Genomic DNA, 22,717 nt, shown 5'->3' with positions numbered 1-22,717 from the left:
TACCGAAAGTCGAGGCGGGATGGAGTTCGCAAGCCACCGGGACGACTGGGGCGTCCCGCACCTGCGGGCCGCGACCGCCCGCGGCCTGGCCTTCGCCCAGGGCTGGAACGCCGCGGCCGACCGGCCCCGCCAGCTCGAGATCGCCCGCCGCCGCGCCGAGGGCACCTCGGCCGCGCTGCTCGGGACCGAAGCGGTGGCCTGGGACCGGTTCGCCCGGCAGGCCCTGATCGCCGACACCGCCCGGCGCTGCTTCGAGGCCCTCGACCCCGATACCGCGGCCTGGGTCGCCGCCTACGTCGACGGCGTCGACCAGGCCGGCCCCGAGCACTGGGAACCGTGGGTCCCGCTGTCGATCTGGCTGGCCGAGCACCTGCTGTTCGGCGCCGGCTTCCCGGCCAAACTCTGGCGCCACCTCGCCGTCGCCGCCTACGGGGAGGACGCCGCGCGGCTGTTCGCGATCGACGGCCCCGCCTCACCGGGCAGCAACGCCTGGCTCGTGACCGGCGACCGGACCGCCTCCGGCGCGCCGATCCTGGCCGGCGACCCGCACCGCGTCCTCGAGTTCCCCGGCATCTACCAGCAGATCCACCTGGCCTGCGACGAGTTCGACGTGGTCGGCCTGGCCGTCCCCGGCGTACCCGGAATTGCCCACTTCGGACATACCGGTTCGGTGGCGTGGGGCATCACCAACGCCATGGCCGACCACCAGGACCTCTACGAGGAGCACCTGGGCTCGGTGCCGGTGACCGAGCGCACCGAGACGATCGAAGTCGCCGGAGCCGCACCCGAGACCGTCACCGTCGCCGAGACCGAGCGCGGCCCCCTGATCGCCGCCTGCGCCGGCCGCGGCACGAGCCTGCGGTACCCGGCGCGGGTCCTGGGCGACCTCGGTTTCGCCGCGCTCCCGGCCCTGCTGCGGTCCCGCACCGTGGCCGATGTGGACGCCGCCCTCGACCGCTGGGTCGCCCCGGTGAACGTCGTCCTCGCCGCCGACGACTCCGGAGGCACCCTGCACCGGGTCGCCGGCCGCGTACCCGACCGCGACCCGGCGGGCCGACTGCGACCGCAGCCGGCCCGCTCGCCCGCGAGCGCCTGGCACGGCTGGCTCCCGATGCCGCGCGCCGATGTGGACACGATCGCGGTGGCGGCCAACGAGCGCGGCCTGGCCGGACCCCTCGGCGTCGAGTTCGCCCCGCCGCACCGCGCCGACCGCATCCGGGAGCTGCTGGAGCTGTCGAACGCCTGGACCCCGGAGGCCATGGCCTGCATCCACACCGACACCCTCCTCGGATCGGCCGGGCCCCTGCTGGAGGAGCTGTCGAAGCCGCGCCGCCTGAGCCCCGCCGCCGCGCGGATGCGCGTCCGGCTCGTCCACTGGGACCGCCGCATGGAGGCCCACAGCGTCGAAGCCGCCGAGTACGCCGCCCTCCGCGCCGCGGTCGCGCGGTCCCTGGCCGAGCATCCGAAGCTGGCGCCGATGAGCGAATGGCACGAGTGGTACCCCGAGGTGTTCGCGCCCTGGTTCGACGCCCGCGCCCGAATCGGATTCGCGCTCGAACACCTGCTGCGCCACGAGGGCTTCCGGCTCCTGGTGCCCCAATCTGACCTGGACGAGATCGTCCGCGACGCCGCCGAGGAGGTCGCCGCCACCGCGACCGGCGCCCCCTGGGGCGAGGTCCACCTGCTGGCGCCCTGGGACCCCCGCCCTCCCGGCTCGCCCGGTCCCGGACCGTGGCCCGGCGTCGCCGGCGACCACGACTGCGTCCTGTCCACCGGCACCGCCCCCGACGGCCGTTGCGTCCGCGGCCCGGCCGCCCGCTGGGTCTGGGACCTGGCCGACCGCGGTGCCAGCCGGTGGATCGTCCCCTTCGGAGCGGCCGAAGGGGACGGCCACCCGCACGCCCGCGACCAGTTGCCGCTGTGGCGTGCCGGCGAGCTCGCCCCCGTCGTCACCGACTGGAACCGACTGACCGAGGAGCACCGCGTGAGCCGAGCCGTCGACCCCGCCGACCGCGCCGCCGTCCACGACCGAGCCCTCGAGCGCTTCGGCCGCGTCCGGCTCGTCCCGGTCGACCCCGGGGCCGACCTCGACCTCGTCCACGGCTGGGTCACCGAGGAGCGCGCCCGCTTCTGGGGGATGACCGGGTACGACCGCGAGCGGGTCAGGCAGATCTACGAGTTCCTCGACTCACTGCCCACCCACCACGCCTACCTGGTCCTGCGGGACCGGGTCCCGGTCGCCCTCTTCCAGACCTACGAGCCCGACGCCGACCCGGTGGGGGAGTGCTACGACGCCCGGCCCGGCGACATCGGCGTCCACCTGCTGGTCGCCCGCCCCGACCGCGACCGGTCCCAGGCCGGCTTCACGGCGGCGCTGATGTCGGCCCTGCTCGGCTTCGCATTCAAGGACCCGTCCCGGCGGCGCGTCGTCGTCGAGCCCGACGCCCGCAACGCCCAGGCCCGCGCCCGCATGCTCCGCTCCGGCTTCACGCTCGGGCCCGAGATCGACCTGCCCGACAAGCGGGCCCAGTTGGCGTTCCTCGAACGCGAGGCCTGGGAGCGCGGCTGATCCCCGGCCGGTTCGAACCGCCGATTCGGGCACCGGCACCCTGAAACCACGAGACAATCGCACCGCGTCTGACGCCCGAGTCGAAGGAGCATGCCGTGTACGCCGTGATCGCCACCGACTTCAACACCGAACCCCGGCTCGCCGAACTGCCGGTGCCCGAGCCCGGCCCGGGGGAGGTCCTGGTCCGCCTCGCCGCGGCCGGGGTCAACCCGTTCGACTCCAAGGTGGTCGAAGGTATCCTGAAAGGCCAGGTCGAGCACGCGTTCCCCATGGTGCTCGGCGCCGACGGCGCCGGGATCGTCGAGCTCACCGGCCCCGGGGTCACCGCCTTCGCGCCCGGCGACCGGGTCTTCGGCCAGTTCATGGACATCGAGCGCGGGCGCGGCTCCTACGCCGAGTACGCGGTCGCGCCGGCCGAAGGCAAGCTCGCGCTCCTGCCCGAGGAGCTGCCCTACGACCTGGCCGCGGCCATCCCGACCGCCTGCGCGGGCGCCCACGACTTCGTGGCGGGCACCGGGGTCGGGTCAGGAGACACACTGCTCATCAACGGAGCCTCCGGTGGCGTCGGGCAGGTGGCGATCCAACTGGCCGACGCCAAGGACGTGCGGGTCCTGGCCACGACCCCGCCCGACACCGCCGACTACCTGCGCGAGCTCGGCGCGGTCGAGACCTACGACTTCACCGCCGGCCCGGTCTCCCGGCAGGTGCGCGCGGCCCACCCCGACGGGATCGACGCCGTGCTGGACCTGTTCTCCGGTGGTACCGGTGAGACCGGCGAGATCGCGGACGTGCTGCGGCCCGGCGGGACCGTCGTCAGCTCGAACACCGCCGTCGACCCCGAAGCGATGGCGGCCCGTGGCCTGCGCGGCCTCAACCTCTACGGAGCGGCCACCCCCGAGACCCTCGATCTCCTGGCCGAGGCGGTGCGCCGCGAGGAACTGAAGGTCCACATCGACCACCGGGCGGGGCTGGCCGAGGCCTGGGACGCGCTGGAGCGGCTGCGCCTCGGCAAGGCCCGCGGCAAGACCGTGCTGACCGTGCAGGACCGGTGGTGAGATCGTTCAGGCGGCGGCCGGCAGGTGATACGAGACGCCGGTGAGCTCCTCCGAGACCGACCACAGCCTCGCGGCCAGTTCGGGGTCGTTCGCCTCGGACTTGGTCGGGACGAGCATCGGGTAGCCGTTGATCTCCTGCTTGCCGTCGGGGCCGAAGTACTCGCCGCTCCGCGCCTCCGGGGCGGTGGCCGCGTGCAACTGCGGCAGGGCCCCGAGATCGGCCGACTGCGCGCGGGTACTCACCACGAACTTCGCGATCGGTTTGAGCAGGAGCGGAAAGCTCTTGGTGAGCGAGGTCGAGGCGACGCCGGGGTGGGCCATGAGGCTGCGCACCGGACTTTCGGCCCGCCGGAGCCGGCGGTCGAGTTCCAGGCCGAACACGATGTTGGCGAACTTCGACTGCGCGTAGTACTTCAGCGGGCCGTAGCCGTGCTCGCCGGTCAGGTCGTCGAAATGGATCCGTCCCCTGTGGTGGTAATTGGAGCTGACGGTGACCACGCGCGGTTCCCGGCCCCCTTCGAGGGCTTCGAGCAGGAGGCCGGTGAGCGCGAAGTGGCCGAGGTGGTTGGCGGCGAACTGGAGTTCGTGGCCCTGGGCGCTCAGGGTGCGGGGCGGGCCCATGACGCCGGCGTTGTTGATCAGGACGTCGGGGTCGAGGCCGTCGGCCAGGATCCGGTCGGCGAAGGCCCGTACCGAGTCGAGGTCGGCCAGGTCGAGTCGGCGGACTTCGAGGTCGGCGCCGGGCGCGGAAGCACCGATCGCCTCCGCGGCCGCCCGCCCTTTGGCCTCGTCGCGCACGGCCATGACCACGCGTGCGCCCTTGGAGGCGAGTTCCCGGGCGCTGACGAGTCCGAGCCCGCTGTTGGCCCCGGTGACGATGACGACTCGCCCGCTCTGGTCGGGGATGTCGGCGGCGGTCCACTGGGTGCTCATGTCGACTCCTTGCCTCTCGTAAAATGAATATGGATTCAATATAATCATGAATCATGATTCACCTTATCGCAAGGGTGCGCCCGGCTAAGCTCTACGGTGAGGTGGAAGGAGACCCCATGCCCCGAGCCCGGACGCTGCGCGCCGACGCCGCCCGCAACCGCGCCAAGATCCTCGAGGCCGCCAACGACCTGATAGTCGAGCACGGTCCCGACGTCCCGATGGAGTCGATCGCGGCGGCGGCGGGCGTGGCCGTGGGCACCCTCTACCGCCACTACCCGACCAAGCGCGCCCTGGTCGGGGCCGTCATCGAGTCGCACTTCACGCACATGGCCGACGAGGCCGAAGCCGCGGAGGCCCGCATCGCCGCAGGTGAGCGCGCCACCGACGCGCTGCGGTCGCTCGCGTACCGGATCATGGACGGCGCCGCCCACAATCAGGCGGTCAAGGCCGCCGCCCGGTCGATGGGCGCCGACGACGCCCTGCACCACGGATCAGAGCTGCAGCGCGGCATCGACGTGCTCGCCCGCATCATCGCCGCCGCGAAGGCCGACGGCGGCCTCCGAGCCGACCTGACCGTGGAAGACCTCCTCCTGTTCTTCAAGACCGTCCCGGTCGACGCGGCTCCGGCCGTCCGCGCCCGCTGGTGCGAACTGATGCTCGACGGCTTCAGCGCCGGCCGGCCCTGAGGACGCGAGCCCGTACGGCGACGGCAAGGGCCCGCCGCTCTTGTGGAGCGGCGGGCCCCGAACCGATCCGGAAGTGGTCTGGGACTACGGAGCCGGGGCCTTGGCGTAGACCTCGATCTCGCTCATCGTGATCCAGCCGACGTCGCCGACGGTCATCGCCACCCGGATCGCGGTGGTCGGCGCGTCGACGGCGACGTCGATGACCGGCGACGGGTCGGTGCCGACCGCGACCGGGTCACCGGCGTCCACCCAGGAGCCGTCGGCGGCCAGGTACTGGACCTGGAGCGTGTCGGCGTAGCTGGCGCGTCCGCCGTCGCTGTAGAAGTGGCTGACCACCCGGGTCACGTCGCGCTCGGCCGGGAGGGTGAACGTGATCGCGTCCTCGGTGCGCTTGTCGCCGGACACCCAGTTCGACCAGGCCTTGTCGTTCTCGGTCCCGTTGCGCAGCCCTTCGGTGGAGTAGCCGGGCTCGGTGAAGGTCGCCGAGGTCGTCACGCCGTCGTCGAGCGCGGCGTTGACCTCGACCGGCTCGGTCACCTCGACCTCGACGGTCGCCTCCAGTGTGGAGCCGTCGACCAGTTCGGCGGTGCCGCCCAGGGCGACGGTGCCGGTCTCGTCGAACGCGCCCTCGGGCGGCGCGTCCCAGGTGGCCGGAACCTCGACGCGACTGCCGTTGTCGCCGAGGGCCACGACGGTCTCCGGCAGGTCCGGCACGCCGCCTTCGTAGGTCCTGGCCTCGGCGGTCTCGGTGGCGCCGAAGGTGTCGACGGCGACGATCGCGGTCGGCCGGTGCTTGTTCCCGAGCGCGTCGTAGGCCTTGCCGCGGATCTTGATGACCTGGGGCTTCTTCCACTCGCCCTTCTCCGGGTAGTCCCAGGTCACCGCCAGCTCGCCGCGCGGGCCGTCCCGGTAGACCGGGGTGACGGTGTCGGGCAGCTCGGGCTTGAGGTCCGGCACGGTGTAGGCGTGCACGTCCTGGATGTCCTGAACGGTCTCGTCGGTCACCGCCCAGAGCTGGTTGTCGCCCGAGGTCGGCGTGTAGGTGCCGACCGTCGCGCCGTCCTCGGTGGAGTGTCCCCACACGTCCGGCAGGCGTCCGGTGGCGGCGTTGACGAACGTCCAGTCGCCGTCGCCGGTGGACGACATCGTCCACTGCGCGCGTGCCCCGGGGTCGCCGGAGGCGTCCTCGAGGACCAGGGCGTCGTCCTCGGCTACCGCCAGCCGGCCGCCGGTGGCGGCGTTGACCACCTCGTACCGCTCGCGGTTGGTGTCGCCGCCGGTGAGCTTGCCGATCGACCACATCTGGTCGACCGCGGCCGGATCCTCGGTGCGGATGACCACGCCGCCGTCCTCGCCGGGGGCCATCGAGTGCCCGCTCTGGACGCCGGTCAGCCGGTAGACGTGGCCGTCCTGGACCAGCGCCGCGTCCGGGGCGACCCCGGAGACGCCGTCGACCAGGAGCGTGGTGACCGATTTGCCGGGGACGGTCAGCGTCGCCGAGGAGTCGGCGACCTGGACCGGCTCGCCTTCGACCAGGGCGCCGTCGGTCCCGGTCACGACCGGGGTGACGGTGGCGTCCGCGGCGACGGTCCCGAACTTCGACAGGTCGAGCGTGATCTCGCGCGGGTCCTCGCCGTTGTTGGTGTGGACGACCGAGGCCGCCTCGCCGGAGGACTTGAGCGCCGCGACCGTCGAGTCGTCGTCGACGCCGATCATGCGGTCGCCCGGCTCGATGTAGTGGGTGAAGTTGCGGATCGTGTCGTACTTGGTGTTGGTCCGGATCGGGCAGGTCTCGAGGGTGTCCTCGGCGGTGCAGTCGAACGGCACGTGGATGCTGCCCCAGTTGCCGCCGCCCTCCTGCTGCGGGGCCGCGTCCTCGATCGGCTGCCAGAACACCCACGCCGACGGTTCCAGCTCCCGCAGGTCGTCGGTGATGCGGTCGGCGATGCCGAGCCCGGTCTCCATGGTCTCGTAGTCGGTCGGGGAGTGGAAGCTGCCCTCGACCTCGCTCATCCACAGGGTCTTGTCCTCGCCCTTGGCCAGGTCGCGCACGCTGGTGCGCCCGCCGGTGCCGTAGGTGTGGACGTTCATCTGGTCGACGGCCGCGCGGGCCTGGTCGCCGTAGGCGTTCCAGTTGGAGGTGAAGGTCCCGGGGTTGGTCTCGTCCATCGCCGCGATCACCGCGTCGGTGTCGGCCTGGGGGAGCCGTTCGGCCAGCGCCTGGATGACCTGCTGCTGGAGGGCCGGCCCGGCGTGGGCGCCCTCCTGCCGGCCGCCGGTGGGCTGCACGCCGTCGGGGCCCAGGGTGGTGCCCCAGTAGTCGGTGTTCGGCTCGTTGAGCGGGTCGACCGTGTCGAACTCGATGCCGTGGGTCTGCTCCAGGTGGTCCATGACCTCGGTCAGGTAGATCGCGAACTCGTCGAGCGTGTCGGTGCGGATCTGGTCCTGCGCCGAGTCGAAGCCGCCGGAGACGTAACCGGACACGGTCTGGAAGTACGGCGGGGAGTTGGAGAAGGCCTCCCAGTGGGTCACCTCGTCCTTGATCCGGTCGATCCACCAGCGCTGGTTCGCGTCGGCGTCCCAGTTCCAGTGGTCGGGGTCGTCCGGGTCCCACCAGTCCTTGTCCTCGTGGGTGATGCCTTCGGGGGCGGCCCAGTAGCCGGGCATGTCCGCCCCGTCCTTCATGTAGTCGGAGCTGATGTCGGGCGCGTTGCCGCCGCCGATGTTGAAGCGGGCGATGTTGAGGTTGAGGCCCTGGTCGCCGAACACCATGTCCGCCAGTTGCTCGCGGATCTGGTCGGGGTAGCCGCCGGTGGCGTTGCCGGACCAGACGATGCTGGCGCCCCATCCCTCGAACTCGGGGTGCTGATAGGAGGGGTCGGGGGTCACCGTGACCGGGAGCGGCGAGGCCTCCTGGGCGGAGGCCGCCGACGATCCGGTCAGCACCGGCAGCGCGGCGGCGACGATCGCTGTCGCGATCCCCGCGGTGCCGGACAGCGCCAGCACGCGCTTTCTTTTCGGTTTCGGGGATGACATCGTTGTCTCCTTCAGGGGATTTTGGTCGAACGCTATGGATCTTTCCACAGAATCCAACGTTTGTGAACACCCTTTGTTTAACCGACCGAGAAAGCCCACGGGCACCGGCCTCCATCCCCCGAAGCCGTCCACGAGCCCCGGCCTCCATCCGTCGAAGTGATCCAAGGGCGTTGGGCCCGCCCCCGGGCCCGAAGACCGGGTAGAGACGCGTTCCCCACCCGGTCCGGCGCTCAACGGAAGTCGTCGGCGTGCTCGGCCGCCCAGTCGGCGAACGTCCTCGCCGGTCGGCCGGTGATAGCGCGGATGTCGGCCGACTCGGCGGCCAAACTCGCATCCTGGGACGGGTCGCGCCCCCATTGCAGAACGAAGTCGATCGTCTCGTCCTCGATGCCCATGGCTCGCATGCGCTCCCGCGCCTGAGACTCGCTCAGTTCCTCGAATCGCAGCTCCCGGCCGAGCGCGCGCGACAGGATCGCGACCTTCTCGGCCGGGGTCACCGCCTCCGGCCCGGTGAGCACATAGGACCGGCGCGCGTGTCCCTCGCCGGTGAGCGCCGCCGCGGCCACCGCCGCGATGTCGGCCTCGTGGACGAGGTGATGCGGGACGTCGCCGAACGGTTCGCGAACCACGCCCTCGGCGCGGACCTCCTCGGCCCATTCCAGCGTGTTCGACATGAAGTCGCCCGGCTCCAGCAGAGTCCCCTCCAGATCGCTCGCGGCGACCGCTTCCTCGACAGGGCCGCGGTACCCGTTCCACACCACCGTCGCGCGCCGGACCCCGGCCTTCCTCGCCAGTTCGACCAGCTCGGGGGCGTTCGGCACCGGCTCGTACGACGGGCCCTGGGCATCGAGCAGGTGGACCGCGGTGGCGCCCTCGAACGCCGCCTCCATGCTTGCCAGGTCGGTCAGGTCGCCTCCGACGATCTCGACCCCCGGCCCGAACCGCGCCGCCCGCGGGTTCCGGGTCAGCGCCCGCACCGGACGACCGGCCTCGGTCAACCGGCGCACCAGGTGGCGGCCGACGTTGCCGGTGGCGCCCGTAACCAGAATGGACATCGACGTCCCTCCCCTGAATCATGCCTTCGTGGTGGGGCCAAGCCTATGGACGCCCGCGCGGGACGCCCTCGGCCCGAGTTCCCGGACCGCTTCCGACCCAGGTCTTACGACCGGGGACTGCGCCGGGCGAAGTCCACTCGCCCGGCGTCGTCCGGCCGGGCCGGTGAGCGCGGCGGCTCAGCGCTTGGGGACCAGCACCGCCACGTCGCCGTGCAGGCCCGCCAGACCCGCATCGAAGGTGGCCACCATGCCGCTTCGTTTCCTGGCCAGTCCTGCCAGATAGGCGTCGGTGACCTGTCGATGACCGACGACTCCGGAGAGCGAGATGGTTCCGTAGGACAGGTCGTCCGGCCAGAACTCGTATCCGGGCAGGCCGGCGATGCCGTTGACGACGTGCCGGGCCGTATCGGCCGAAGCCCCTTCTCTCATGAGAAAGCGCACGAGACCGCCTTCGGTGATCGGGCACAAGGCGAACCCGTTTTCGTGGGTGGCGAACCACTCGGCAGCGGCCGTGCTGTGGACGTGTTCTGGAACGGCCAATGCGACCAGGACATTGACGTCGAGCAGGTGGACCACTATTCCTCGTCTTCCAGGCTACGGACGTCCTCTGTGGTGACGACGCGTCCTACCGAGAGCTGCGGGAACCCGGTCCGATCGTTGAAGGTGACATCCGCGGTCGGCGCCGTGTCCCCTCGCAGACCCTTCCTCATGAGTTCCGCCACGACGTCGCTGAGTGTTCTCGCGGTGTCTCGGGCGAGAGCGAGAGCCTGCTGGTGGAGTTCCGGTGGAATATCGACGGTGGTTCGCATCCTCTCATTATAGCATTGATGCATCATGATGCAGGTTCATCTTGGTCGTAGGCGGAGCATGGATACCCGCCGGCGTGCGCCATGGATGCGGCCGGTCCAAGGCCCTGCACTCGAGCCGCGCCTGATCGAACCGGCCCCGAGTGTCGGACGCCTCCTCTAGCCTCAGAGCACATGGACATCATCATGATCCCCGGCCTCTGGCTCGACGGTTCCTCGTGGAGCGCGGTCACGCCGCCGCTGGAACAGGCGGGCCACCGAGTCCGCGCACTGACGCCGCCCGGCATGGAATCCAAGGACGCCGACCGCAGCGGCATCGGGCTCCGCGACCACGTCGACTACGTCGTCGCCGCCATCGACGAGGCCGACGAACCGGTCGTCCTGGTCGGCCACTCCGCCGGCGGCGCCATCGCGCAGCAGGCCGCCGACGCCAGGCCCGACCGAGTCGCGCGCGTGGTGTACGTCGACGCCGCGCCGATGCCGCCCGACTCGGTCATCAACGACGACATCCCCGCCGACGGTGGGGAACTCCCGCTGCCGGACTGGGGCTTCTTCGAAGACGAGGACCTGACCGACCTCGACGACGAACTGCGCCGGCACTTCCGGGAGCGGTCGATCCCCTCGCCCAAGGCCGTGGCCTATGAACGCGGCGAGCTGACCGACGAACGGCGCCTGGAGGTGCCGAGCACCATCATCTGCTGCCAGTTCCCCAGCAAGCTGATCGCGGAGTGGATCGACCAGGGCGCGCCGTTCGTAGCCGAGATCGCCCGGATGCGCCGGGTCGACTACGTCGACCTGCCCACCGGGCACTGGCCGCAGTTCACCAAGCCCACCGAACTGGGCGAGGCGCTCCTGGACGCCGTCGGCCGCGGTTAGGCCGGCCGGATCATGCAGGTGAGCCGCCCGGTGCAGACCCGGCGGCCCTGCTCGTCCTCGATGACGATCTCGTAGGTGGCGGTCGAGCGCCCGCGGTGCACGGGCGCGGCCTCGCCGGTGACCGAGCCGGAGCGGACGGCGCGGTGGTGGGTGACGTTGAGGTCCACACCGACGGCGATCTGCTCCGGCCCGCCGTGCAGCATCGCACCGATCGAACCGAGCGTCTCGGCCAGCACCGCCGAGGCCCCGCCGTGCAGCAGGCCGTACGGCTGCGTGTTGCCGTCGACCGGCATCGTGGCCACCACCCGGTCAGGTGAGGCGTACCGCACGTCGATGCCCATGCGGGCGCCGAGGGCCCCCGCCGAGAACAGCGCCTCCAGGTCGATGTCCACCTGCTTGAACGCTTCGGTCACTTCGTCGGGGAACTCGGTCACGGGAGGCTCCATTCCGTCGGTGCGGGGATCAGGCGCGCTCGCCGGCTGCGGCGGCCGCACCGAGCCCGATCATGGACGCCCCGCCGATACCGCCGAGCACCCGCGTGGCTCTCGGTGACTCGAACCACGCGCGGACGGTCGAGGCCAGCAGGCCGGTGAACGAGTCGCAGACCAGCCCCAGGGTCATGTAGATCAGCCCCAAGACCAGCATCTGCACCACCGGCGAGGCACCGGCGGGGTTCACGAACTGGGGGAGCATCGCCAGGAAGAACAGGACCGACTTCGGGTTCAGCATCCCCACCAGGAAGCCCTCGAGGACCGACTTCGAATCGGACCGCCCCGCCCCGGGATCCTCCAACAGGCGCCCGCGGTCCCGGATCGCCTTGACGCCCAGGTAGATCAGGTAGGCGGCACCGGCGTACTTCACGACGTTGAAGACCAGCGCGGACTGCTGCACGACCGCGCCGAGTCCGACCGCGACGAACGCCGCCGCCGCGAACTCGCCGAGGTTGTTGCCGGCGACCGTGGCCAGGGCCGTCTTCCGCCCATAGGCCAGGGCCCGGCCGACGATGAACATGACGCTGGGGCCGGGGATCACGATGATGACGACCGAGGCGGCCGAGAACGCCAGCAGTTGTCCGACACTTGGCATGCTCGCATCCAACCATCGGCCCCGACCGCCGTCAACTTGCGCGGGACCCACCGGCACCGCCGTGCTCGGTACGCTGGAGGTCACCGACCCGGCCCCTGCCCCGAGGAGAGCCCGGTATGCGCGCCGACCGCCGTCCGAACGTGAGGATGCTCTGCTGGCAGCTCGGCTCCTTCGGGATCGTCTGGGTTCCGCTGCTGGTGCTGTTCTCCTCGCAGTCGCCGGACGGGACCTGGCCGGTGCTGCTCGTCGGCTCCGCGGTCGCCACCGCCGCCGGCAAGCGACTGCGGCAACTGCCGGATCGGTTCGCCGACCGCGTCTTCGTCGCCGACGGTGCCGATCGGGCCGGACCGGGGCGCACCGACAGCGCGGTCGTCGTCCCCGCGCGGCTTTTCGACCGGCGCGCTTGGCTCGAGCGGATGTGCCTCCCGGAGCGGTACCGGAGGTTCTGGAGATGGTCGTGGGGCGCCGGTCTGGTCGGTTTCATCCTCGCCCAGGGGCGGTTCGTCGCCGACAGCGGCCTCGGGAACGACCTGATCGAGCTGTCGGTGATCTGGGCGCTGGTGACCGGGATCCTGTGGATCGTGTGGGTCTGCGGCGGCGCGGCGACCGACCCCCGGCGGCCCGGACCGGGGGACCCGCCCGGCATCGAGCCGTCCCGATAAGCCCGAAGAACCGGGCAGGTGACGTCATACGCTGCGGGTTTGCCTTGAAGTGCACTCCAGGTTCTAGCGTCGAGGCCATGATGCAGCGAACACTGGGAAGAAGCGACATCCGGATCAGCGGCCTCGGCATGGGCTGCTGGGCCATCGGCGGCCCGTTCTTCAGCGACACCGGAGCCTGCGGCTGGGGCGAGGTCGACGACGACGAATCGATCCGGACCGTGCACCGCGCGATCGACATGGGCGTGAACTTCTTCGACACCGCCGACGTCTACGGCGCGGGGCACTCGGAGCGGATACTCGGCCGAGCGCTCGCGGGCCGCCGCGACCAGGTGGTGGTCGCCACGAAGTGGGGCAACCGGTTCGACGAGGAGACCAAGTACATCGTGGGCACCGGCGAAAGCCCCGACTACGTGCGCGAAGCGGTCGAGGCCTCGCTCCGCCGGCTCGGCACCGACTACATCGACCTCTACCAGTTCCACCTGAACGGATTCGAGATCGACCGGGCCGCCGAGCTGCTGCCGGTCCTCGAAGACCTGGTCGACCAGGGCAAGATCAGGTCCTACGGCTGGAGCACCGACTCCCCGGAGGGGGCCGAGGCCTGGGGCGCCGGCGGCGCGCACTGCACCGCCGTCCAGAGCGACTTCTCGGTCATGTACGGCGGCAAATCCGAGGTCGTCGAGGTCTGCGAGCGCCACAACCTGGCCAGCATCAACCGAGGGCCGCTCGCAATGGGCCTCCTCACCGGCAAGTACAACGCCGAGACCCGGGTCGGACGCGACGACGTCCGCGGCAGCGACGCGCCGTGGATGACCCTGTTCGAGGACGGCAGGCCCGCCCCCGAGTACCTCGCCCGGCTTGAGGCCGTCCGCGAGGTGCTCACCAGCGACGGCCGCACCCTCGCGCAAGGCGCGCTGGGCTGGCTGTGGGCGGTCAGCGACCGCACCGTCCCGATCCCCGGATGCCGGACGGTCGCACAGCTCGAGGAGAACGCCGGCGCCCTCGAGAAGGGCCCGCTCACGTCCGCCCAGGTCGAGGAGGTCGCGGCGCTCCTGGGCTCCTGAACTACATCCGGACCATGTCCACGTCGTGGAAGCGCGCGGCTTCGCTGTCGAAGTGGAGCCGCGCGCCTTCCATATAACCGAACAGGGCGCCCCACCGGTCGTGGTCGGCCTCGGGGAACAGCGACACCAGCGCGCACTCCATGTGCCCGCCGTGGCCGATGACCAGGGCGGCGTCCCCCGGGCCGAGCGGCACCATCAGGTCCTGCCACTGCGCGGCCATGGCCTTGGAGTAGTCCTGCACCGGCCCCGGGCGGCCGACCAGCCGCGCCAGGCGGGTGAACGGCGCGCCGACGTCGTCGGCGGCCGCGGCCGATTCGGCCATGAACTGCCGGATGTTGGGCAGCGTGGCCAGCTCGCGGTCGGCGGCGAACCCCATCGCGATGGCGGTCTCGCGGGTCCGCGGGGCGACGCTGCAGGCCACGGTCTCGAACGGGCCCAGCATGGTGCCGGCCCAGCGGGCGAGCTCGACGCCCGCCTGCGAGAGGTGGACGGCCTCGGGGCTGTCGCGCTTGCTGTGCCGGCGGATTTCGAGCATGGGCATGGACGGCCTCTTTTCCTATGTCTCGCCAGCGGATCGGCATAGAGCCTACGCGCTCGCGACGGGTGCGCCGACCGCGCCCGACCGATGCGGGGCCCGGTCAGGCCTTCCTGGCGATCGCGGCCATCTGGGTCCGCTGGTGCGGTGGCAGCTCCTCGACCTCCGGCACCGGGCGGTCCGGCTCCTCGGGGAACCACCTGGCGATGTAGTCCAGGCCGGGCGGCACCAGCTCCATCCCGTTGAAGTGCCGCTCGATCTGGTCGACCGGGCGGCACCAGCCGCTGCCGAGCGTCTCGACGCAGGCCTTCGAGAGCGCGTGCTGCGCCGGTTCGCCGGTGTCGGGCCAGGCGGTGATGAACAGGTGGCTGCCCGACGGCAGCGGCTCCATCAGCCTCGCGATGAGATCATCGGGTCGACGGCCATCGGGGATCTGCATGATCATTCCGATGATCATCAGCCCGATCGGGCGATCGAAGTCCAGGAAGGACCGGATCTCGGGGTGGTCGGTGATCCCCTCGGGATCGAGCAGGTCGGCGGTCACGACCGTGGTGGTGTCGTTGTCGGCCAGCAGCGCCCGGCCGTGGGTGAGCACCATCGGGTCCTTGTCCACGTAGACCACGCGGGCGCCGGGATCGATGTCCTGGGCGGCCTCATGGGTGTTCTTGCCGGTCGGCAGGCCGCAGCCGACGTCGAGCAACTGGCCGACCCCGGCCCCGCGCACCAGGTACTCCACGCCGCGGACCAGCGCCGTCCGGTTGTCCTCGGCGCACTCCCGGGCCTGCGGGATGTGGCGGGAGAAGACCTCGGCGGCCTCGCGGTCGACCTTGAAGTTGTCCCGGCCGCCGAGGATGGCGTCGTAGACGCGCGCGGTCGAGGGGACGGTCGTGTCGAGACCGGGAGGCGGCCACTCGGTGATTTCCTCAGCCAACGTCGTTCCAATCGCACGGGCGGGACCTGGCACGGTGCCCCGCCACCCCCGCGGGGCACCGCTTCAGGCTACTCCACCCGACCTGGCGGTCTGGCGCGAATGCGCCCCCGAGTCGCGCACATGTCTTCCGGCGGTGGCGGATCGCGGGGAAGTAATCCGACATTGCGTACAATTCGCATAGGATATTCCACTGCGGATCCGACTGCGGACCGTCCGAACCGAGGGAAGCCCGACAAGGACCGGGACATCCGGCCCCCGGCTCATTACGGTGGAGGTCATGTTCGGCTCCACCAGTACCCCGCCCGGCCCTCCCGACAACCCGCTGCGGCGCCTCACGCTCGACCAACTGCGGCGGCGCACCAGCGTCAAGTGGCGCGCCCACCCCGGCGACGTGCTGCCGCTGTGGGTGGCCGAGATCGACGCGCCCCTGGCCGAACCGGTCGCGGCGGCCCTGACCGACGCGATCGCGATCGGCGACACCGGCTACCCGTCCGGCACCGGCTACGCCGAAGCGCTGTCCGCGTTCGCGGCCGAACGCTGGAACTGGACCGACCTAGCGGTCGAGCGGACCCGCCCGGTGCCCGACGTCATGGGCGGCACCGCCGAAATACTCCGGCTGCTCACCGCGCCCGGCGACGCGGTCGCGGTCAACTGCCCGGTCTACCCGCCGTTCTACGGCTTCGTCCGGCACATCGGCCGCCGGTCGGCCGAGGCCCCGCTCGGGCCTGACGGCCGGATCGACTTCGCCGCGCTCGAAGCGGCGTTCGCTCGGCCGGAGGTGACCGCCTTCCTGCTGTGCAACCCGCACAACCCCACCGGCACCGTCCACACGGCCGCCGAACTGGCCGAGGTCGCCGCGCTCGCCGAGAACCACGGCGTGCGCGTGGTCGCCGACGAGATCCACGCGCCGCTGATCGCCCCCGGCACCGCCTATGCGCCCTTCCTGACGGTGCCCGGGGGTGAGCGGGCGCTGGCGGTGACGTCGGCGTCGAAGGCGTGGAACCTCGCCGGGCTGAAGGCCGCGGTCGCCGTCGCCGGCACCGGTGCGGTGACCGACCTGGAGCGGTTGTCCGAGGAGGTCGGCAAGGGCGCCTCGCACTTCGGAATCATCGCGCACACCGCCGCGCTGCGCGAGGGCGGCGCCTGGCTGGACGCGCTCCTGACGGCGGTCGAGGACAACCGCCGCCTGCTGGGGAGCCTGCTGGCCGAGCGGCTTCCGGCCGTCGCCTACCGGCCCCACCCGGGGACCTACCTGGCATGGCTGGACTGCCGGGATCTCGGCCTGGGCACCGACCCGGCCGCGGTGTTCCTGGAGCGGGGCCGCGTGGCCCTGAACTCGGGCCTGCCCTTCGGCACCGGCGGCGCGGGCCGCGTGCGATTGAACCTGGCGACCTCGCCGGAGATCCTCACCGAGGCGGTCGACCGGATGGCGGCCGCCGTCGAGTAGTCGGGCCTCCGTTCGGGTGCGGGATCATTCCTCGACGGTGGTGCGGGTGCCCTTCGCCAGGAGCCAGATCAGGAGCACGATCTCGCCGAGGAAGGTGTACATCGCCAGGTCGAGCCCGTAGTCGCGGACCACGATCGTGCCGAAACCGTCCACGAGGTACCCGGCCGCGGCGACCGCGAGCAGGAGGCCGAGGATCTTCGGCATGAACGCCGCCCGGTAGGCCAGCCAGCCGATCAGCAGCAGGTGGACCCCGAAGACGCCCAGGCCGATGTTCCACAGTGCGCCGAACTCCTCGATCGAGGCCAGTGCCCGCTCGGGCTCGTCGAGCCGCTCCGGCACCAGGGCGAGTTGCCCGATCGCCACCAGGAACGCCGCCGAGTAGGCGACCCGGACCCAGGCCGCCGTCATCGACACGGTCCGGTCGACCGAGGCGAACACCCTGAACAGCGCGGCGGCCACGATCAGGTCGAGGATCACCACCGCCACCAGGGCGGCGACGCCCCACCGGAAGGTGGACTCCGCGGCGGTGACGTCGGCGGCCGTCTGCGCGGCGTCGCCCGGCGTGGTCAGCGATTCGACGGCGACGAAGTTCCCGAAGATCGCCAGGACGGCCATCAGGAGCAGGGAGATCCCGGCGGTGAGGCTGGCGGGGCGCAGCGACCGGGCGGGGGAGTGGACGGTGTTCATCTGCGGACTCATTTCATGAGAGGAAGGATGTCCTCTCGAATGTAAAGCAGACTTTACCTCATGTCAATCAACGTTGACGTGATCCCGGATACGGGAACCGCCCCGAACGCGAGGCGGGCCGCACCGAGACTTCGGTGCGGCCCGCCGTCTCGATCCGGTTCAGTGCTCGATGTCGCCGTAGATCAGGCCCCGCCCGTTGGTGGCGATGTAGACCCGCCCGAAGACCGCCGGATCGCCGGTGACGGCGGCCCCGGTCCACCCCCACTGGTGGTCGTCGTCGTTGATGCGGACCCAGTGGTTGCCCCCGTCCAGCGACCGGTAGATCCCGCGCCGGCCGCCGGCCCGGGCGGAGGTGTAGATCGCCGGGTAGTGCGCCGGCTTGGCGCTCTTGCCGAAGCCGACCGCGTCGGCCGCCTCGAACTCGCGGATGCGCTTCCAGCTCCGCCCCCCGTTCTTCGAGCGCCACATACCGTAGTCGGCGCCGTCGCCGCCGACGAGCCAGATGTGCCGCCGGTAGCCGGGGACGCAGCGGAAGTCGACGTCGCCGGAGGCGGGAAGGCCGGTCGAGCCGGTGTCGGCGAAGCTCGCCCCCGCGTCGGTGCTCCGGTAGAACGCACCCGCCGCGAACGCGTACGCGACGTTCGGCCGGGCCCGGTCGGTCCGGATCACGGCCCCGGCCGGGAGCCCGGCCACCGGATCCCACGTCTGCCCCAGGTCGGTGCTGTAGACCGGGGCGACGTCGGTGTCGCCGGGGGACCAGAGGACGACCGCGCCGTCGGCGCTGACCGCGACGACGCCGCCGTGGCCCTCACCGGGCACGCCCTCGAGGCGGGCGGTGGTCCGCCAGGTGGCGCCCCGGTCGGTCGAGACGCCGACGTGGCCGTCCACCTCGCCCTCGACGTCGCCGCTGCCGACGATGACGTCCGGGTTCAGCTCGGCGAAGTCGACGCTGCGGCCCGAGCTCCAGTCCGGGTCGCGGATCATCATGGTCGCGACCTCCAGATCCCGGTGGACGAAGCCGCCCAGGTCGCCGACCGCGCTCACCAGCGTGCCGCCGAGCGCGGCGATGTCCTGAACGGAGGTCTCCTCGAGGCCCTCGACCCGGACCCCGACGGTGAACCGCTCGATCGGCAGCGCGGTCTGGCGGCCGGCCTCGTCGTCCCAGCCGACCAGGTCGCCCTGCTCGTCCCACCGGGTCAAGTCCTCGGTCCCCCAGATGGTGGCCCCGGTGCCCCACATGAGCCGGTCGGAGTCGTGCGGGTCGATCGCCAGCGCGTCGATCATCCACCCGTGCTTGACCGCGTACGCCGGACCGTCGTCCTCGGCGCCGAAGGTCAGCCACGGGCTCCCGGAGTGGTCCATCTCGAACCGGTCGGTGCGCTCCGGCGGCCACGACCAGTTCTCGTCCCACACGTAGTCCCAGCTCGTCTGCCAGGTGGCACCGGAGTCGTCGGAGCGGAAGAGGACCTCGTCGGGCCACCAGTTGTTGAGCGTGGCCGCCATGAGAGTGCCGGGGTTCCGGCGGTCGAGCGTCAGGCCCCCGAAGCCGGGGACGGCCCCGACCGGGTTGTAGGGCGGGGTGACGTCGGTCCACTCGCCGGTCCGGGTGGACAGCCGCCAGATCTGGCCGCCCCGGCCGGAGTCCGGTGCGCCGCTGTAGGGGCCGGGGTCCCAGCCGGTGACGACGAACAGGTGGCCGTGCTCGTGGTCGATCGCGGCCTGTTTCGGGATGGTGGCGTTGCCGTCGGCTTCGCCGAGCGCCGCCGCGGCGCCGGGGACGCTCCGCCAGGTCGCGCCGCGGTCCTCGGAGACGTACAGCGGGTCGGCCGGGTCGGCTACGCCCACATAGGTCGTTCCGTCGACCGGGTCGATCCGGATCCAGGTGATGCCCTGGTTGTCGCCGAGGTAGTCGTCGCCGGGTTCGACCGTGAAGTTCCCGGGGTTGGGGAAGTGCTCGACCCGGGCCCAGGTGCGGCCGTGGTCGGTCGAGCGCCACAGCCCGTGGCCGGAGGGTGCGCCGAGGTAGACGGTGGCGTTGTCGGTGGGGTCGATTTCGAGGCGTTCGCCCATGCCGCGGCCGGGCATGTTGCCGCCCTGTTTGAACGGGAGGTCGGCGACGCCCCAGGTCCGGCCGTAGTCGTCGGAGTGGAGGACGGCCCCGTTGCCCGGGTCCCAGTCGTTGGTGTAGGTGCCGACGGCCGCGTAGACGCGGGCCGGTTCGACCGGGTCGGTGGCGACCGAGACGACGCCGGTGTGGCCCCAGGAGTCCCAGCCGATCCAGTCCAGCAGCGGCTTCCAGGTCCGGGTGTCCTCGCTCCAGCGGTAGAGCCCGCCGATGTCGGTGCGGGCGTAGATGAGATCGGCCTCGGTTTCGTTGAACACGATCCCCGGCACGAATCCGCCGCCGTTGACGGTGACGTTGCTCCAGGTGTAGGCGTCTTCGCTCTTCTTGCCGCCCTTGGCGAGGGCGGGCGCGGGCATGGTGCCGGCCGCGACCGCTGCGGCGCCGATAGAGGCGCCGAGAGTGCGTCGTCGCACGGTGCTCTCCTTTGAAGGGGTTCGAGGGAGTTTGTTTAATGACCCAACATAACAGTCGCGACACCTGCTCGCAATAGGTGCGAATCCGGCCCGGCCGGTTGGGTACGGTGGACCGAGGTTGGGGTTGTCCGGATACGAAAGCCGATAGGAGACCCCACATGTCCTCACCGTTCAACCGCCGCGCCGCGATCTGGACCGGGGCGGTCGCCGCCGCCGCGGCGGCGGCGCTGGCCGTCTGGCTCGTCGTCGTTCCGGACGATCCCGGTCCGGGCGACCGGTTCGATCCCGGGGCCGCCTACCTCGACCCCTCGCTGCCGATCGCCGAACGGGTCGACGACCTGCTGGCCCGCATGACGATCGAGGAGAAGGCCGGCCAGATGACCCAGGCGGTGGTCGACGCGGTCGGCGGCAGCGAGGACGACATCCGGGACCTCGGTATCGGCTCGCTCCTCAACGGCGGCAGCGACGCCCTCCACGACACGCCCGAAGACTGGGCGGCGATGATCGACGGCTTCCAGGAGCGGGCGCTCGACTCGCGGCTGCGCATCCCGCTGATGTACGGGCTCGACGCCGTGCACGGCAACGCCTCCCTGCCGGGCGCCACCGTCTTCCCGCACAACATCGGCCTCGGCGCCGCCGGCGACCCCGGACTGGCCGAGCGCACCGCCGCGATCACCGCGATCGAGACGCGCGTGGCCGGGGTCCACTGGACCTTCTCGCCGTGCCTGTGCGTCGCCCGCGACTCTCGCTGGGGCCGCACCTTCGAATCCTTCGGCGAGGACCCCGACCTGGTCGGCAGCATGGCGACGGTGGTGAACGGCTACCAGGGCGAGGACCTGTCGGCCGCCACCAGCGTCCTGGCCACCGCCAAGCACTTCGCCGGCGACGGCGGCACCGCCTACGGCAGCTCGACCACCGAGGACTACCTGCTGGACCAGGGCGTCACCGAGCTGAGCGAGGAGGAACTGCGCCGCCTCCACATAGCGCCCTTCGAGGACGCGATCGAGGCGGGAGTCGGCTCGGTGATGGTCTCCTACTCCAGCAACGACCTCGGCGACGGGCCGGTCAAGGCCCACGCCGACGAGTACCTCCTCACCGACGTCCTCCGGGGCGAACTCGGCTTCGACGGCATCGTCCTGTCCGACTGGCAGGCGATCGACCAGATCAGCCCCGACTACAACGAGGCGGTCCGCACCTCGATCAACGCCGGCATCGACATGGTCATGGTCCCGTTCGACTACCGGAAGTTCATCGACACCCTGCTCGAAGAGGTCGAGGCCGGCAACGTCTCCGAAGACCGCGTCGACGACGCGGTCGGGCGCATCCTGACCCAGAAGTTCGCGCTCGGCCTGTTCGAGGAGCCCTACGCCGACACCTCGGGTGCCGACCTGGTCGGCTCCGAGGAGCACCGCGCGGTCGCCCGCGAGGCGGCCGCCGCCTCGCAGGTGCTGCTGCGCAACGAGGACGACCTGCTGCCGCTGTCCGGGGAGGAGTCGGTCTACGTCGCCGGCTCCGGAGCCGATGCGCTCGGCCGCCAGCTCGGCGGCTGGTCCGGCGCCTGGCAGGGCACCGTCGAGGGCGTGAACGAGGGAACCACGATCCTCGAGGGGATCGGGGAGGTCGCCGGGCCGGGCGCCGAGATCCGGTTCAGCGAGGACGCGAGCGAGCCGATCGGCGCCGCCGACGTCGGGGTCGTGGTCGTCGCCGAGGACCCCTACTCCGAAGGCGTCGGCGACGCCGGGGCCGGAAGCCACGACATGACCCTGTCCGAAGCCGACGCCGCGGCGGTCGACTCCGTCTGCGCCGCCGCGGATTGCGTGGTCATCGTCGTATCCGGCCGCCCGGTCGAACTGGACGGCCACCTTGAGCGGGTCGACGCCCTGGTGGCCGCCTGGCTGCCCGGCAGCGAGGGGGCCGGGGTGGCCGACCCGCTGTTCGGGGTGGAGCCCTACACCGGCACGCTCCCGGTGAGCTGGCCCCGGAAGGTCGACGACGAACCGCTCAACGTCGGCGACCCCGGTTACGACCCGCTGTTCGAATTCGGGTTCGGCCTGGGGACCTGACTCAACCGAACGCCTTGCACGGCGCGGTCTCGGGCACTTCGAAGCCGCGGTCGACTTCGGCCTGGAAACCGGCGCCGGTCCACTCGTCGGGCGGCGGCTCGGAGTTCCAGTGCACGCTGGAGTACCGGTCGCCGCCCTCGTGCTCGAGGCCCCAGGAGTGGTAGAGGTCGGCCTCGAGGTCCAGGGTGATCTCCCAGCCCGAGATCGCCTCGCCGCCGTCGTTGTGGACCGCGACCCCGACCTCGACGTGGCCGTCCCACCGCTCCTCCTCCCACAGGTGGGCGGCGCAGCTCACGCCCGAAGAGGCCGTCGTCTCCTCCTCCTCGGGCGGGGGCTCCTCGCCGCCGCCGGCGCCGCCGTCGTCGGTCGGTTCGGTCTCGGTGCTCGGCTCCTCCGAAGGGGACGGCGACGGCGACCGCGACGGTGAATCCGAGGAGCTCGGCGAGCCGAATTCGGCCTCGGCCCCGGGTTCGGTCGGGGACCGCCCGCCGGAGGGCCGTTCGTCGGGCAGCGACTGCTCGTCGGCGGTCGGGAACGGCTCGTCGCCCTCTTCGCCGCCCATGAGGCTGGTCAACTGCCAGACCGCGATCAGCACCGCGACGACCGAGACCACGCCGAGGACCCGCAGCCAATCGCCGTGCAGGCTCCCCGTCGCCTCCCTCGATCTCGTGTGGCGCCCCACCGCACCTCC

The 22,717-nt window shown here is 71.5% G+C and carries 20 protein-coding genes; 8 read left to right on the top strand and 12 right to left on the bottom strand.

Annotation, left to right across the window (positions count from 1 at the left end; genetic code table 11):
* Positions 1 to 19 precede the first annotated feature (19 nt).
* Together CUT39_RS04400 and CUT39_RS04395 are read left to right on the top strand one after the other, a co-directional pair.
* Positions 20 to 2,569, top strand: coding sequence for a GNAT family N-acetyltransferase (locus tag CUT39_RS04400; protein ID WP_100444756.1), 2,550 nt, complete (start codon positions 20 to 22; stop codon positions 2,567 to 2,569).
* Between the two features lie 95 nt (positions 2,570 to 2,664).
* On the top strand, positions 2,665 to 3,624 hold the full coding sequence (locus tag CUT39_RS04395; RefSeq protein ID WP_198586875.1) for an NADP-dependent oxidoreductase: 960 nt from the start codon (positions 2,665 to 2,667) through the stop codon (positions 3,622 to 3,624).
* Positions 3,625 to 3,630: 6 nt separating this feature from the next.
* Here CUT39_RS04395 and CUT39_RS04390 read toward each other — a convergent pair whose 3' ends face one another.
* Positions 3,631 to 4,557 carry an oxidoreductase gene (locus CUT39_RS04390; protein WP_100444755.1) on the bottom strand — a complete coding sequence of 309 codons (927 nt, stop codon included), beginning with the start codon at positions 4,555 to 4,557 and terminating at the stop codon, positions 3,631 to 3,633.
* 116 nt (positions 4,558 to 4,673) lie between these two features.
* On the opposite strand from CUT39_RS04390, the gene CUT39_RS04385 reads away from it, so the two are divergent.
* On the top strand, positions 4,674 to 5,243 hold the full coding sequence (locus tag CUT39_RS04385) for a TetR/AcrR family transcriptional regulator (RefSeq protein WP_100444754.1): 570 nt from the start codon (positions 4,674 to 4,676) through the stop codon (positions 5,241 to 5,243).
* Positions 5,244 to 5,327: 84 nt separating this feature from the next.
* On the opposite strand, the gene CUT39_RS04380 is transcribed toward CUT39_RS04385, so the two are convergent.
* The 4 genes from CUT39_RS04380 to CUT39_RS04365 form a co-directional block, all read right to left on the bottom strand.
* Complete coding sequence (locus CUT39_RS04380) at positions 5,328 to 8,279, bottom strand: RICIN domain-containing protein (protein WP_100444753.1); 2,952 nt, start codon at positions 8,277 to 8,279, stop codon at positions 5,328 to 5,330.
* A gap of 230 nt (positions 8,280 to 8,509) precedes the next feature.
* On the bottom strand, positions 8,510 to 9,334 hold the full coding sequence (locus CUT39_RS04375; RefSeq protein WP_100444752.1) for an NmrA family NAD(P)-binding protein: 825 nt from the start codon (positions 9,332 to 9,334) through the stop codon (positions 8,510 to 8,512).
* A 177-nt stretch (positions 9,335 to 9,511) separates the two neighbouring features.
* Positions 9,512 to 9,910: a TA system VapC family ribonuclease toxin gene (locus CUT39_RS04370; RefSeq protein WP_100444751.1), complete on the bottom strand. Its 399-nt coding sequence runs from the start codon at positions 9,908 to 9,910 to the stop codon at positions 9,512 to 9,514.
* Positions 9,910 to 10,143, bottom strand: a complete 234-nt coding sequence (locus tag CUT39_RS04365; protein ID WP_100444750.1) for an antitoxin — start codon at positions 10,141 to 10,143, stop codon at positions 9,910 to 9,912. The genes CUT39_RS04370 and CUT39_RS04365 overlap by 1 nt, the downstream gene beginning before the upstream one ends.
* A 171-nt stretch (positions 10,144 to 10,314) precedes the next feature.
* Between CUT39_RS04365 and CUT39_RS04360 the strand changes: the two genes are divergently transcribed.
* Entirely contained in the window at positions 10,315 to 11,016 is a 702-nt protein-coding gene (locus CUT39_RS04360; protein WP_100444749.1) for an alpha/beta fold hydrolase, read from the top strand.
* On the opposite strand, the gene CUT39_RS04355 is transcribed toward CUT39_RS04360, so the two are convergent.
* Together CUT39_RS04355 and CUT39_RS04350 are read right to left on the bottom strand one after the other, a co-directional pair.
* Positions 11,013 to 11,462, bottom strand: a complete 450-nt coding sequence (locus CUT39_RS04355; protein WP_100444835.1) for a hotdog fold thioesterase — start codon at positions 11,460 to 11,462, stop codon at positions 11,013 to 11,015. The two genes, CUT39_RS04360 and CUT39_RS04355, sit on opposite strands and share 4 nt — an antisense overlap.
* 16 nt (positions 11,463 to 11,478) lie before the next feature.
* Complete coding sequence (locus tag CUT39_RS04350; RefSeq protein WP_100444748.1) at positions 11,479 to 12,102, bottom strand: LysE family translocator; 624 nt, start codon at positions 12,100 to 12,102, stop codon at positions 11,479 to 11,481.
* Between the two features lie 116 nt (positions 12,103 to 12,218).
* Here CUT39_RS04350 and CUT39_RS04345 point away from each other — a divergent pair, with 116 nt between their 5' ends.
* Both CUT39_RS04345 and CUT39_RS04340 read left to right on the top strand, forming a co-directional pair.
* Complete coding sequence (locus tag CUT39_RS04345) at positions 12,219 to 12,764, top strand: hypothetical protein (RefSeq protein ID WP_100444747.1); 546 nt, start codon at positions 12,219 to 12,221, stop codon at positions 12,762 to 12,764.
* A gap of 80 nt (positions 12,765 to 12,844) precedes the next feature.
* Positions 12,845 to 13,825 carry an aldo/keto reductase gene (locus CUT39_RS04340; protein WP_408611105.1) on the top strand — a complete coding sequence of 327 codons (981 nt, stop codon included), beginning with the start codon at positions 12,845 to 12,847 and terminating at the stop codon, positions 13,823 to 13,825.
* Between the two features lies 1 nt (position 13,826).
* Here the strand turns inward: CUT39_RS04340 and CUT39_RS04335 are convergent, their stop codons facing one another.
* Together CUT39_RS04335 and CUT39_RS04330 are read right to left on the bottom strand one after the other, a co-directional pair.
* Entirely contained in the window at positions 13,827 to 14,366 is a 540-nt protein-coding gene (locus CUT39_RS04335) for a histidine phosphatase family protein (RefSeq protein WP_157930476.1), read from the bottom strand.
* Between the two features lie 97 nt (positions 14,367 to 14,463).
* On the bottom strand, positions 14,464 to 15,291 hold the full coding sequence (locus CUT39_RS04330) for an SAM-dependent methyltransferase (protein ID WP_100444744.1): 828 nt from the start codon (positions 15,289 to 15,291) through the stop codon (positions 14,464 to 14,466).
* A 277-nt stretch (positions 15,292 to 15,568) separates the two neighbouring features.
* On the opposite strand from CUT39_RS04330, the gene CUT39_RS04325 reads away from it, so the two are divergent.
* A complete protein-coding gene (locus tag CUT39_RS04325; protein ID WP_100444834.1) occupies positions 15,569 to 16,738 on the top strand; it encodes a MalY/PatB family protein in 1,170 nt (389 codons plus the stop codon).
* Positions 16,739 to 16,762: 24 nt separating this feature from the next.
* Here CUT39_RS04325 and CUT39_RS04320 read toward each other — a convergent pair whose 3' ends face one another.
* Positions 16,763 to 17,425 carry a DUF4386 domain-containing protein gene (locus CUT39_RS04320; RefSeq protein WP_100444743.1) on the bottom strand — a complete coding sequence of 221 codons (663 nt, stop codon included), beginning with the start codon at positions 17,423 to 17,425 and terminating at the stop codon, positions 16,763 to 16,765.
* A 159-nt stretch (positions 17,426 to 17,584) separates the two neighbouring features.
* The gene (locus CUT39_RS04315) at positions 17,585 to 19,963 is read right to left on the bottom strand and encodes a xyloglucanase (RefSeq protein WP_100444742.1); all 2,379 of its coding nucleotides are present in this window, start codon (positions 19,961 to 19,963) and stop codon (positions 17,585 to 17,587) included.
* Positions 19,964 to 20,121: 158 nt separating this feature from the next.
* On the opposite strand from CUT39_RS04315, the gene CUT39_RS04310 reads away from it, so the two are divergent.
* Positions 20,122 to 22,026, top strand: coding sequence for a glycoside hydrolase family 3 protein (locus tag CUT39_RS04310; protein WP_100444741.1), 1,905 nt, complete (start codon positions 20,122 to 20,124; stop codon positions 22,024 to 22,026).
* Position 22,027: 1 nt separating this feature from the next.
* Here CUT39_RS04310 and CUT39_RS04305 read toward each other — a convergent pair whose 3' ends face one another.
* Entirely contained in the window at positions 22,028 to 22,708 is a 681-nt protein-coding gene (locus CUT39_RS04305; RefSeq protein WP_100444740.1) for a cellulose binding domain-containing protein, read from the bottom strand.
* Positions 22,709 to 22,717: the final 9 nt, after the last annotated feature.

This window comes from Glycomyces xiaoerkulensis, from assembly GCF_002798405.1.
Lineage (GTDB): Bacteria > Actinomycetota > Actinomycetes > Mycobacteriales > Micromonosporaceae > Glycomyces > Glycomyces xiaoerkulensis.
This window is presented reverse-complemented; position numbering and strand designations above follow the sequence as displayed.